9 protein-coding genes are annotated in these 13,794 nt (G+C 38.0%); 5 read left to right on the forward strand and 4 right to left on the reverse strand.

Features of this window, described 5'->3' with window-relative positions; translation table 11 throughout:
- Positions 1 to 2 precede the first annotated feature (2 nt).
- From D0T08_RS21155 to D0T08_RS21175, 5 genes are all read left to right on the forward strand, one after another.
- Positions 3 to 773 carry a 3-ketoacyl-ACP reductase gene (locus tag D0T08_RS21155; RefSeq protein WP_116984684.1) on the forward strand — a complete coding sequence of 257 codons (771 nt, stop codon included), beginning with the start codon at positions 3 to 5 and terminating at the stop codon, positions 771 to 773.
- A 244-nt stretch (positions 774 to 1,017) separates the two neighbouring features.
- Positions 1,018 to 2,316, forward strand: coding sequence for a Gfo/Idh/MocA family protein (locus D0T08_RS21160; protein WP_116984685.1), 1,299 nt, complete (start codon positions 1,018 to 1,020; stop codon positions 2,314 to 2,316).
- 181 nt (positions 2,317 to 2,497) lie between these two features.
- The gene (locus D0T08_RS21165) at positions 2,498 to 3,736 is read left to right on the forward strand and encodes an MFS transporter (RefSeq protein ID WP_116984686.1); all 1,239 of its coding nucleotides are present in this window, start codon (positions 2,498 to 2,500) and stop codon (positions 3,734 to 3,736) included.
- A 106-nt stretch (positions 3,737 to 3,842) separates the two neighbouring features.
- Positions 3,843 to 4,202, forward strand: coding sequence for a hypothetical protein (locus D0T08_RS21170; RefSeq protein WP_147322825.1), 360 nt, complete (start codon positions 3,843 to 3,845; stop codon positions 4,200 to 4,202).
- A gap of 200 nt (positions 4,203 to 4,402) precedes the next feature.
- Positions 4,403 to 4,753 (forward strand): hypothetical protein, encoded by a 351-nt coding sequence (locus D0T08_RS21175; RefSeq protein WP_116984688.1) that lies wholly within the window; start codon positions 4,403 to 4,405, stop codon positions 4,751 to 4,753.
- A 62-nt stretch (positions 4,754 to 4,815) separates the two neighbouring features.
- On the opposite strand, the gene D0T08_RS21180 is transcribed toward D0T08_RS21175, so the two are convergent.
- From D0T08_RS21180 to D0T08_RS21200, 4 genes are all read right to left on the reverse strand, one after another.
- Entirely contained in the window at positions 4,816 to 7,299 is a 2,484-nt protein-coding gene (locus D0T08_RS21180) for a DUF5916 domain-containing protein (RefSeq protein ID WP_199538199.1), read from the reverse strand.
- Between the two features lie 289 nt (positions 7,300 to 7,588).
- Positions 7,589 to 10,042: a glutaminase family protein gene (locus D0T08_RS21190; RefSeq protein WP_116984690.1), complete on the reverse strand. Its 2,454-nt coding sequence runs from the start codon at positions 10,040 to 10,042 to the stop codon at positions 7,589 to 7,591.
- 170 nt (positions 10,043 to 10,212) lie between these two features.
- Positions 10,213 to 12,477, reverse strand: a complete 2,265-nt coding sequence (locus D0T08_RS21195) for a DUF5916 domain-containing protein (RefSeq protein WP_116984691.1) — start codon at positions 12,475 to 12,477, stop codon at positions 10,213 to 10,215.
- A gap of 218 nt (positions 12,478 to 12,695) precedes the next feature.
- Entirely contained in the window at positions 12,696 to 13,535 is an 840-nt protein-coding gene (locus tag D0T08_RS21200; RefSeq protein ID WP_116984692.1) for a LytTR family DNA-binding domain-containing protein, read from the reverse strand.
- Positions 13,536 to 13,794: the final 259 nt, after the last annotated feature.

The following is a 13,794-nucleotide window of genomic DNA, read 5'->3' on the forward strand; positions in this document are numbered from 1 at the left end:
CAGTGAAAAAAGTAGCATTCATCACAGGTGGTAGCAGAGGTATAGGTCTGGGTATAGCTGAGCATCTGGCAAAGGCAGGTTTCAATCTGGCCATTAATGGCATGCGTTCAGAAGATGCTGTGAAAGATGTGCTGATTGATTTGGGGAGATTGGGTGCAGAGGTAATTTATTGTCAGGGAGATATCGCTTCTACTGAAGATCGCAAAGCAATGCTCGAAAAAATAAGGGCTCATTTCGGGCATTTACACGTATTAGTAAATAATGCCGGAGTAGCACCCAAGCAGAGAAATGATATTCTGGATGCTACCGAAGAAAGCTTTGATTATGTGATTTCAACCAATCTGAAAGGAACTTACTTCTTAACACAGGCAGTGGCTAACTGGATGATTGAGCAACGAAACAATGATTTAACCTTTCATAGTTGTATTATTAATGTTTCGTCTATTTCAGCGACTATAGCCTCTGTGAATCGTGGGGAATATTGTCTGTCGAAAGCAGGATTAAGTATGGCAACTCAATTGTTTGCGGTTCGCCTGGGCGAATTTAATATTCCTGTATATGAGGTCCGCCCGGGAGTAATTAAAACAGATATGACTGCAGGTGTTACTGCCAAATATGACCAACTTATTGAAAATGGCCTTTGCGTGCAAAAACGCTGGGGTTTTCCGGAAGATATAGGCAAAGCAGTAGCAGCATTAGCTAAAGGCGATTTTCCTTACTCAACGGGACAGGTGATAATGGTGGATGGGGGTATGACGTTGGGGAGGCTTTGAGAATAATTTAGTGATTGTATGATTTAGTGAATGAGTGATTATTCTTGAACTATGATTTACCTGATTGATATGATTTTATGAAAAATGCTTCGATGCGAAACCAGCATTTGCTTAGAGATATGATTCAAAACCAGTGTAATCATAGAATCAGCTAAATCAAAGTTCAGACAAAAACAATCACTCAATCGCTCATTCACTAAATCACTCAATAGATTTAAATTTCAACCTTTTAACTTTTTATACTATGAAAAAATTCTCCAGACGAGACATGCTCAAAACGGCCCTTCCCGGTTCGTTGGCAGTCATGTCTATTCCAACCATCATTCCTTCCACTGCTTTCGGAGCCAATGATAGATTGCGAGTGGCTGTTATCGGTATCAATGGTCGTGGAAAAGACCATATTTCAGGCTTTATGAAGCAAGCAAATGTTGAAGTAGCCACGCTATGCGATGTTGATAATGTAGTATTGCAGGAAAGAGCTACTGATTTTGAGAAAAAATACGCAAAGAAAGTGCAGACCGAGCAGGATTTAAGAAAAGTTTACGAAGACAAAACCATTGATGCTGTAAGTATAGCCACACCAAATCATTGGCATGCATTAGCCGCAATCTGGGCTTGTCAGGCCGGAAAAGATGTGTATGTAGAAAAACCTGCCTGCCATAATCTTTACGAAGGTCGCAAGTTGGTGGAAGCAGCTACTAAATATAACCGTATTGTGCAACATGGCGTGCAATTAAGAAGTTCTGAGGGTATTCAGGAAGCAATTAAGCATCTAAGAGACGGTCTTATCGGAAAAGTATATATGGCACGTGGTACGGTTTATAAATGGAGACCTGACATTGGTAATCAAGGACCATCTCCAGTACCTGCAGGCTTAAACTGGGATTTATGGCAAGGCCCTGCGCAAGCCAGAGAGTTCAGCAAAAACTATGTACATTATAACTGGCATTGGTTCTGGGATTACGGCAATGGTGATATCGGTAACCAGGGTATCCACGAAACAGACCTTTGTATGTGGGGCTTAGATGTAGGCTTGCCTGAAGAAATTACCTCTGCAGGTGGCAAATATTTGTGGAATGATTGTAAAGAAACACCTGAAGTATTGACCTCAACCTATAATTATCCTAAACAAGGTAAGGTGATTCAGTTTGAGGTTCGCCCATGGATGACTAATAAAGAGGATGGGGTAGAAGTTGGAAATATCTTCTACGGCGATAAAGGTTATATGGTTATTAACGGGTACAGTGATTATAAGACTTATTTAGGTAAAAACCGCGAACCTGGCCCTGCAAGAAATGCAGGCGGTGACCACTATAAAAACTTTGTGGACGCAGTAAGAGCGAAAAACAAGGCACTATTGAATGGACCAATCGAAACAGGACATTTAGCCGCAAGCATTGCTCACTTAGGAAATATCGCTTATCGTTTAGGCAGAACATTGAAGTTCGACCCTAAAACTGAAACATTCCCAGGTGACAAAGAAGCGAATGCTATGTTAAGCCGCAAATACCGCGCACCTTATCTGATTCCTAATAAGGTGTAATTAGTAATTCTTTTAATTTCTCCCACGCGGTGTCCGCTCCTTTTTAAGGAGGAGTACCAAAAAACAGGCAACGAGAGTTGTCTGTTTTTTGGAGAGGTGGTTGTATGGCCGTTAAAATACTCAAAGGTAATTTAATGGCCTTATAACTAATCTAAATTTCAACCCTATACAAAACCTATTCATGACCAATACTACGTCTAATCAGCAAAATACCCTTAAACAACTCCTTCAATTACCAGTACTGGTAGCCGCTCTCGGCTATCTGGTAGATATGTACGACCTTTTTCTTTTTAATGTGGTACGAGTCCCCAGCCTGAAAGAATTAGGTTTTGAAGGTGAACAATTATTTGAAGAAGGTGCTAAACTCTTAAATGTCCAGATGGCCGGAATGCTTATTGGTGGTATCATCTGGGGAGTAATGGGTGATAAAAGAGGCCGTCTATCGGTACTTTTTGGCTCTATTATTATTTATTCTTTGGCTAATATCGCCAATGGTTTTGTTGATACTATTCCTCAATACGCTATTTGCAGATTCATTGCCGGAGTAGGTCTGGCAGGTGAATTAGGGGCAGGTGTTACACTCGTAACGGAAATCTTACCAAGGCAAATCAGAGGTTATGGTACTACTATTGTTGCTACTTTAGGTTTAGTCGGTGCTATTGCTGCCTATTTTGTGGCTGAACTTTTTGCCTGGCGTGTTTCCTATTATGTAGGTGGGGGTATGGGATTATTACTATTGATTATGCGTATCAATATCTTTGAATCAAAAATATTCGTTGATGCCAAAAATAAGCATGTTTCGCGAGGGAACTTATTAATGCTTTTCAATAATAAAACCCGTTTCGTTAAATACCTGATGTCGATATTGGTAGGATTGCCTATCTGGTTTGTGGTAGGTATCCTTATTACGTTCTCACCCGAATTTGCTAAAGCAGCCGGAATTGTAGAACCTATCAATGCTGGTAAAGCCGTTATGCTAACTTTCACCGGACAAGTATTCGGCGACATTGCCAGTGGCTTTTTAAGCCAGTATATGCAAAGCCGCAAAAAAGTAATTTTACTGTTTATTTTACTCTCTCTTGCCTTCGTTTTAGTTTATCTGCTTATCCCGGTAAGCAGTAGCTACAGCTTCTATATCATTTGCGCTTTCTTAGGTTTCTGCAACGGTTATTGGACACTTTTCATTACCATTGCGGCCGAATTATTTGGTACAAACCTAAGGGCTACAGTCGCCACAACTGCTCCTAATTTTGTACGTGGCGCAACTATACCGTTATTGGCTATTTTCAAAGCCCTGAAACCTGATATGGGAATTATGTATGCTGCCTTAGTAATAGGTGTATGTACCTCGGCAGTAGCTTTAATAGCCCTTTGGAATATTGATGAGACGTTTACTAAGGAAATGGATTATATTGAATAGACAATGTAATGAGTATAAAACATTCTGAATAGAGACAAGGCATTGCCTTGTCTTTTTTTATTGTCCGCATTCAGGGTTATCGGCTACACTAACTTCTAAAGGTGTTTTGATAAGTTGGTACACAGGCAAAGAAAAGGCATCAGGTATCAAGGTTTGCGATGTATCCAGTGGCAAGATTGTGAACGCCGAAATATCAGAAAAAGTAAAGCAACCGCAAATTACTACTACCAAAGCTGGTGAAACTTTTCTGACTTATGCAGAAGCCAAGCATAAGGGCGAGGAATATTTTCATGCTATTGCGCTACGAAAGTTGGGTGCTAAAATAAGTACCATTTATTTATCTGAACCTTTGGCTGATTGCAGTTATCCTAGCATTAGTCTATATAGAAATAGCGTTCTGGTAGCTTACGAAAAAAGAATGAATGAAGAGAAACCTATCATTGTGTGGAAGAAAGTACACTTTTAGTCAAAATTATTGATGCCAATCCACCATTGATTTTTACATTTTATCACTAATAAAGTTATGCCTGTCTATTTTATCTCAAAAAAGGACAGGCATTTTTTGTTTGTCTAAAATGCAGGCTTAAATTTGTTAAAGTTTAAATACGATTTTAGCGGTAGAACTTGTCTTATCGCTAAGGGGAATATCTAAGTCCAGATAATAGAATGAAAAAGCTTGCTTTACTGATAACGCTGTTGCTGATAGGAGGGACCTTAAGTGCGCAGGAGCAAAAAAAGAAATTTCTGGTAGCAGAGAAAATTAATTATGATGCCAAAAGTGTCAAGGAAAATAAAGAAACTGACGATGAACTGAAAGATGAGATGACTAATTTTCTGGGTTTTGGTTTCAGATTATCAATTACCAACGTAGAAGAAAACGCCCATGATCCTACTGACAAGGATAAAAAGAAGATGGGTTTACGTTTTCAGGTAGGTTTTCAGATGCCTAAATTTATCAAAACCAAACCACCTCAAAAACTCTTCAAAGCGGGTATGGACGTAGGGATCAGGAAATAGAAAATCGCCTCCGCAAAGAAATCGGTGGAAACATAATTATTACGTTTCCACCCATCAAAACCTTAACTTTTTCTCTTCAATTGTTTCAACTGCAAATAATCTAAGAAGTAAATTACCTTAAGCGAGAAATTATTATTCTGCTCGGTTTGAAGTGTATTCTGCAAATTATCTAAATAATTGTTTGTAGCCATATTGGAGTCCATGATACTGGCTTCTTTCCATACCACATTCAGGAAACTGCCCGGTGCAAATTGCCAGGTGTACACCATATCAATATTAAAGAAATTTACGTTCCGGCTAAGATTTTCTGTTATATCATTTTTAGGCTTTAGCGTACCATCACTATTTAAAGTAAAGAACTCTCGCGGTTTCACTACACTTGCATAGTGCCTGGCTCTGAAAGTAAGCCCCATTTTATTGGTAAAGTTATATTTCAAGTTTAAAATGTGGTCTACCGAGTTTACTGTTCTTATGGCAAATAATGGGGTGTTTGAGTTAGCAAGAATAGTAGTAAAACCTAAGCCGGTTGGCCGACCTTGATAATCAACAGAATGTCTGATTGAAAACTTACTGTTAAAACGGTATTGATGAGAGAAAAATACATCCGTTCCGTTCAGGTTATAAAAGTTCAGGAAAACTCTTTCAGCTACTTGTACATTGATCGAATACTTTTTGGCATAATTACTTTCTATCCAGCCACCTGCCATTATGCTTGTACCACGTTTAAAGAAATTGCCTGTAATACGCGGTTCATAGAAATCATTTTGTTTAGGTGTGAAATTGGCAAATATCCCAAACCAATGCAGTTTCTTCATCTGCGCATTCATGTTCACGTTAATATTAGATTGTTGATATTTCGATTTAATATCTCCAATCGGTGAAAACAATGAACTTATATTTGCATTGAAATTATAAGATAATCGGTTGTACCACTTTTTAGGCTCAGTATAACGATAACCGACATAAAGGGTATGGTCAATAAAATTATTATTCGTGAAATAGCCCAGGTCATTACTGGTATATTTGGTATCAGTCAGATTCTGGTTAATACTAAAATTAAACCGACCACTGGTCTTAGCAAAGCCAAAAGAGTGACTATAACCCGTGGTATGTTTTTTATCAGGTATCTTATAAGTCAGGTTGCTTATGGCTACGCTACCTGTCCAGTTATAGGTGTTTTTTTTGTCGAAGAAGCTAAACAAGCCTGAACTCACGTTAGCATTGTAGTTATTATTACCCCTTAATACGCTTGTGTTTATAAAACTCACACTCGAATTGTGCTTCAAGGTCTGATCTAACACCAGAATATTATAGTTGGTAGTCGGGTCTGTTTCAACCTTTCTTATTACTCCTGTTTCGGTATTCTCAATAATAGCATATTGTGGGCGGGTAATTGCATTCAGAATCCCTATCCCTAAGCCGCCTTTCATACGCCCTGACACTTTGGAGGCATTAATGAGTTTCGATTCGGTCGGGTTCTTGATTACTCTTTCTTCGGGCTTTAAGTCGTTATAAGCTGCCCCCAGATTAATATGAGAGCCACCAATTCGCCTTGAATAAAACAGATTTCCTTTATTGAATAACTCTGTGCCTTCGGTAAAGAAATTGCGGTACTCATTGTACTTAACCTCAAAAGGTGTCAGGTTTAACACGCGGTTATCACTCTGAACCTGTCCAAAATCTGGAATCAAGGTAGCGTCTAATGTAAAGGCTTGGCTAAGCCCCAATTTCATATCCAAGCCACCGGAAACCTGGTTTGTCCAGTTCTTTTGGGCAGCCTGATTCACTGGAAAATGATTAGCGTAAACAGAGAAATAAGGAGACAATTGTAGACGGATAGGAGGTTTTATGTCAGATATACCTGTCCATAATCCCTCTTGCGTTAGAAAACCGTTTACATTCGGGTCGATGGCACTCCAGGTATTTTGCTGTTCAGTTTTGCGTCTTCTGCGGGTTACATTAATACCCCAATCCTGTACTTTATCCTTACTGAAACGAATGGCAGAGTAGGGGAGAAAAATTTCGAATGACCAGCCTTTATCATGAATAACTACAGCGCTTTTCCAGACAGCATTCCAGCTAAAATCCTCACCGCCATCCTCGCTATTGGTGTTCGATGTCATTTTGGCATCCCATTGCTCACCTAAGGGGGTGATAAAGTATTCGAAACCATTCAGCTTGTCATTATAGGTGTCAAAAATAATACCGATGTAATCGTTAGCGCCAAATCCATCGCGACCTACTAACTCTTTTGAAATACTATCAAGACTTCTTTCATAGCAGGTTCCACCGAAATATATGCCGGCATCATCATACATTAAGTAAGTTTCAGTTCGGTTGTCATGATCTTCTTTTCGGCCTATAACCGGACGAAATTCTGTATAATCATCTAATAGAGAAGCATCTTGCCAGGCGGGTTCATTTAGGCGTCCATCTATTAACACAGATTTATTGGTGCGTTTAGCTTCCAGCCGCTTTGGTATAATCTGGGCATAGAGAGAAGTATAACCAGCAAAGGTTAAAATCAGTAATAATAGCTTTTTCATAAAGATTAATCATACGTATTAGTTGCTTGCAAAGGTATAGGAATTTGAAGGCATCGCGCTATTAAATTATGTTAAAAGGTGGATTTTTAAACATATTGAGAGGAATAATAGCGATTAAAAGACAGTGGGTAACTATAGAAGTTGCATTTGGTGGAATCTTTATTTGGCTTTGTAAGATTCGCAATTTTCTAAAAAGGAACAAGTCATTTGTCATTGTCAATAAAACAATAAGGGTAATACTTTGGTAGTAACCAAGAATATTACCCTTAAAAGTCAGAATATAATTTAATTATTTTCCTTTCAATTTATTTTCCAATACTTTCATAAAATATCCTCCCACTACACTTCTTGCCTGAAAACCCACCTGTTTGCCAGTAGTAGTTTCGTGCCAGTCACTTAATGGCACACGGGTAGAGGTTTCTGTCACATATTTGAACATAGGACTTACAATGGCATCAAAATCCTGAGTTGTATTGGCTAATACTGATGTCCAGATAATCCAATCAGATTTGGTATAGGTTTTACGACTATCTAATGGCAAGCCGTAAAGGTTTTGTTTTTTCAGGTAATAAGCTATTTCTTTCTGATATACTTCTTTCGGGAATAAATTCATTTTTAATAGCTTATCCCACACCAGATTATATTTCTGGCTCCAGGTACCTTTGTCGTTGAAGGTTAAGGCGTAATGATCGCCATCATCTGCTAATTCCATCCATTTTTTTGACATTTCTTTTGCCATACTACGATATTTTTCTGCAGTATCCTTATAGCCAAGTTGCTCAGCTAATTGCGCATATCCACCTAAGGCTACAATGGCTTTTACTGAAAGATTACAGTTTCGGGCTAAATGTCCCGCAAAATCGTCAGTACATAATTGTAAGGCTGGATCAAAACCTTCTTTGCTAAGATAATCAGCCCAGACTGAAAGTGTTTTCCAATATTTTTTGGCATATAGAGCGTTGCCTTCAATTTTGGCAATCGCTGCTGTCAGAATAAGCATATTGCCAGATTCTTCCACAGGCATATCTTCACCGTAAGTTTGTCCATTAGCCTGAGGATAAGTTCCTAAATCATGCGCTGCAAAAGGTTTTGGCCATTTACCACTTTCACTATAATAAAAAATGCCATTCATCATGCCTTTTAATAAAGCAGGGTTGTATGCCAGATACATCGGTGCTGATGGATAAGTGATGTCAACTGTATTTATAGAACCATTACTGAAATTCTCTTTTGACAGGAATAATAGCTCTCCTGATGGACTTTTTACCAATTTATGCCCGGCAATGCTCTGGCGATAAGCCAATTCACAAAGACGCGCATATTGTTCTCCTCCGGCTTTTAAAGCATCATTGTAAATCATACGGTTAACTGCCTCACATTTTTTGATTATAGTTGGATAACTAGCCAATGCCTGTGATAATTGACCCTCAATTGTTGCATCTTTTGTCAGTTTCCACCAGGCAACCAGATTTGTATGAAAATATTGTACAGACTGGATATCGTCATATCCTAGTAAGAAAATCTGCTCTTTACCTGCACTGCTTACTTTACCTGTATTTACGATTGTGTTTAACAGCAGGTGCTTACCACCTAAATTGGTATTAGCAACAGAACTAAATGGGTGAGAAGTTTCAATGCCATTTGAAATTGATTGTATAACACCGGCAGTTTTAGGCACGGCTACGTACATATAACCCCAGTCGATACGCACATCATCACCTTTTAGCTTTAAGATATTTTGGGAGGTTGTACCTGCTTTCAAAATGGCCAATCCATTAGCCGTATATTGGTTTGCTTGTACTTCTTGCGCAGGGGTATTGGTAGCAATATCAGTTGAAGCCCCTAAGTACAATTTTACATCATGCAAAAGATTATCAGTAGCTTTCATCTTAGCACTTATGTATGAAACCGGACGGGATAATATGGCTAAATCGTTTATCAATAGAGGCGAAGTGAAAGTAAGCGTTAAATCAACCTTGCCACAAGTAAAATTATAAATGGTTTGTGTGGCATTGAGTTTAACCGATTGCTGAACTGCCGTCTGTAGTTTTGGATTTGGTTTGTCAATAATCTTTTCAACAACTCCTGCATCCAAGATAGCACCGCCTACATTATTGATTACGTGAACAGCCAATAGATTTTCTCCGGTTTTCAGTTTACTTTTGGCAGATTCAGGTATTGGTACATAAATGTATTTATTTGTCCAGCCTTTTACTTTATATACTGCTTCACCGTTCAGGTATACTTCTACATCATCATCATGATTCAGTTTCAGATATAGTGCATCTAAATTTAAGTCTTTCAAGGTGAATTTTCTACGCATCCATATATCTTTTGTATTCCATTCAGTTTTCGCCATTGTCGGGTTATTTCCAAAGGGAGCCTGCCCTTTTTTCCATTGACTATCGTTTAGGTCAGGATTCATCCAGTTCTCACCCGGATTTGTTTCAGTATAGGCTGCTTCGTAATTCACTTCATCGCCTGCAGGAATAATCGTTTGATAATTATCACCGGCTTTACCCAAAAAGTGATAAATAGTGCCATCAACCTCAATCATACCAAGCAGTGAATGGTCGGCTCCTGACCAATGTTTAGTGGGAGAGGCGGTTAGTTCGTCTGTAGTTGACCAGATGCTAAAGTAAGGGTCATGTGTAATAAGGGGATAAGCAGGTGCTTTAGAACTTTGACCAAAAAGGAAATGAAAATTGAATAATACAAGTAATCCTATAAGCGTGGCTTTCATGATTTATGGTTTAATAAATAGATAAGTCAGATAAGCAGGCAATTTAGGAAAATATACTGAAATATACGTAAAAAGTTAAGCCTAAACCGTTTTATCATACTATTCTCAGATGTAATGGATTCTAATGATTTGCCATTAGAACCATTGCATCTTTGGCTTTATAACCTATTTCACTTTCTTAAAGGTAAAAAAGTATAATAGTATTTTACTAAAAATACCTGTTGCTCTGACCTGGGCCGTATTAATGCTTCATTAGTATAGTTTCGCTCCGAAAAGAAATTCTCATTCCATACCAGATATAAATCATGCCCATCAGCAAAATTGTATCTTAGTCTGGCATTATTGAAAAAGCGCTTTTCATTGCTATTGTATTGAATATTGAAATTAGCAGAAAAGTGCAAATCAAAAGCATAATTGAACGAAAGTTTAGCCAGATGAATAGGATAATAAGCGTTTTCTTTGGAAAAGCGAAGGTAGGTGAAACTATAATTTGCCTTTATGTCCAGGTGTTTACCTAAGTTGAGTGTGGGGCTAAGGCTTGTATAAAATTGCTTGCCGTTATAGAAATATCCCTCTGATAAAGTAATAGGCATATTGAAGTTTTTGTAAATGGGAGGTGTAATATATAGCCATAAACCTGGAGCATTATAACTACCTGGCTTAATGACCAAGCCATTCCCGAAATCAAGCGGAGTATTTAGATGCTCAAAACTATTGGCGAGTTGTGCACTATAACGCATACCTTTAATGGTATTACCGCGCCAACCAATACCCGTTTCCATACTTTCCAATTTACCGTTTTCAGCATTCCAATATGACAATATTCTCCCAAGAGTAATGCTCTGATATTGAAAGGTTGCCTTTTTATTCTTAGCGAATATGCCATAGGAAAGTACACTATTCAGGTGATGGAAATTAGAACGGTCTAGGAACCCAACTTTGGGATCAAAATTCTTACCCGAATAAGTATACCCTGCTGTGTAATAGAAACGGTCGGTTTTACGCAACTCCCAGTTAGCAGAAAAACGGGTAGCATTGCCTTTTAGTGAAGTTGCCTCTCCAGGCACTACATCAATAGAATTCGCAAAAGCTGTTTTTAAATAGTGGTTGCCTTTAGTATTGATGATGGCATCAAAACCTACCTGATAGTTCTGATTGAGACTATTCACCCTTGAAGTTAAGATAGCTCCGATAAAACTACGGTTATTTAATATTTTGCGACGGAGGCGCAATACTCCAAAATTTTCGGTCGGCAACCTTAACAAGCTGTCTATACTTGTTGGCGCCGATTGAATGTTGATCACCCCAATATCGGTTTTGGCATCTAATTTACCGGTTAACCGTACACCTCCATAAATAGATGTAAGACGTCCATTATTAATACCAATACGTCGGCTATAAAATACTTGTGCTGTACCTCCCAGGCCTACTTCAAAAAGACCTGCCTGCTCCTGAAAAAACAATCGTTTCTCAGGAAAAAATAAACTAAACCGGGTTAAATTTACTTGTTGGTTATCGGCTTCAACCTGCGAAAAATCAGGATTAACCGATACATCCAAAGTGAGATATGAGGAGATACCAATCTTGGCATCACCACCAACCTGAAAACTGTTTTTGATTTTTGGACTAAAAACATTATTCTTTAGTTCAAATTGTCTTTCTCGTCCGACTGAAATATAAGGAGTTAGCAAGAAAAGCTTAGAAGACGGCAATTTTTCAAATAAAACAGGCTGCTTAACAGATGGCCTTTCAACATAATCGGCGGTGCTTCTTGGCATGGCAGGAAATTGGTGGTACTCCTGTTTATGCTGAATAGCCCGGGTAAAACTGATTGCCATTTGTACATTGCCGGCTCTATCTTGTTTATAACGCAGATTATAAAGTGGAATTCTGGCTTCAAAAAACCAACCTTGTTTATTAATAGTGGTTCTGGCTTCCCAAATCATATTCAAGGCCGTATTAAAAGTTGAGTTTCCAAGCTCTATAGCATCATTAGAGGTAGCCATATCATAACGACTACCCAAAGGATAAATGGAAAAGACCAGAGCATTTTGCCTGTCAAAGCGGCTATCAAATTGTACGCTCACCCAATCATCTCCACGCCAGCCATCCCTTACTAAATTACGGGCAACAATGGTTGAAGAATCTTTGGTAAAGCAACTGCCCCCTATATAAATGTAACGGTCATCATAGGCCACCCTAATATCAGTTTGCTCCGTAGGTGGTGCACCCCATACCGGCTCAAAAGCGATATAAGGTAAAGGTGTGACATAAGTCCAGGCAGTTTCATGAGGAGAGCCATCTAAAGTAATTTTGCCTGATAACCTTTGAATGGATAATGGGGCTTTGTTCAGATAAGTAGTATCCTGTGCATGGATGGTGAGGTAACAAATAAATAATAAAAGTAGTAAAAGGAAGTTTTTTCTGCGAATCATAATTTTGTTTTTTGTCGCAAAAAAGTTGGGTTTTTATTAACCACACAAAAGTAACAAGGCAAGTTGCGGAAATGAAAGGGTGAAATGAGGAAGAATAAAACAGAAAAACCGAGAAATGTAAAACTAAAATGTAAAAGAAAAGCTGTGAGCTGCTCAATACTGACAGCTAACTAGAGGTTTATAGTTTGAGTATATGTGCAACAATTATATTTATACAACTACAAGTTCGCCCCACAATTGAAATGGGTTTTATAGTGCCTGCTCATTTTCAGATTCTCACCGTTATCTAAAGACACAACGGCATCCCCGGATGATAGGCTCTGTATTTTTTTGATATAGGTTTTATTGACGATGGTCGAGCGATAAATACGTCCGAATACTTCAGGGTTTAATTGTGCTTCTATTGATTTTAGGGATTGATAACTCACAAATTTTCCTAGCTGCGTTCTGAATTCAATCGTATTATCATCCGCTTCAATCCAATAAATTTTCTCAACAGGAATTAGCGTAGTAGTAGTGCCGTTTTTAATTGATACGCTTTTTAGATAATTAACCGATTCAATTTGGGAGATTGGGTTATTGATTATTGATGGACTTGAGTTAGCGTTCTTCTTTGCATTTTCAAAAAACACACATGATACTACCAACAAAAAACTCAGGATTGAAAATAAGATATTGTTTTGCAAGACAATAGGAGGGATAAGATCCAAACTCAGGCAATCATAAAAAGCACCAATGATACTTACCCATCCTAATACTACCAGGAGTTGATTCAGACAGATTGCAGCCATGCCCAGAGTAATAATTTTACGCCAATGACCAAATAAATTGCCTGTTTTTTCAATAAAATAAGGAAATGAAATAAACCAGAAAAGACTATTAGTGCAAAAAATAATCACCAGTTTCAAATAGCATAAATGGCAGGAAGCAAAATCAAAGAGATAAGTAAGTAGTATAGATATAGTATTTAGCAAGAAGATAAACTTTATGCTTGTTTGAAAAAGTTTATTACTCAGAATACCTGTATAATGTTGCGAAAAGGCGGTAATGGCTTTCATAAATGGCTTCTTTATTTTAGGTGTAAAAATAAACAATTCAAATGACTTGTTATTTACCGTTCATAAAGTTTAACAAATCCTTACAATTTTAATGAAAACACTTGCTTAAGTAGGGCTTTTTTGACTAATTTTGACAATACTTATTTATATAGCTTTTTAATAAAAAAAATGCTTTCCCTCTGCACTGAATCAGCTATCTGTTGTCATGTCAAACTGCAGATAATTTTTGTTGTGAAGTGTATCTTTTTTAATTAGGTCA

Source organism: Emticicia sp. C21 (assembly GCF_003418935.1).
Taxonomy (GTDB): domain Bacteria; phylum Bacteroidota; class Bacteroidia; order Cytophagales; family Spirosomataceae; genus Emticicia.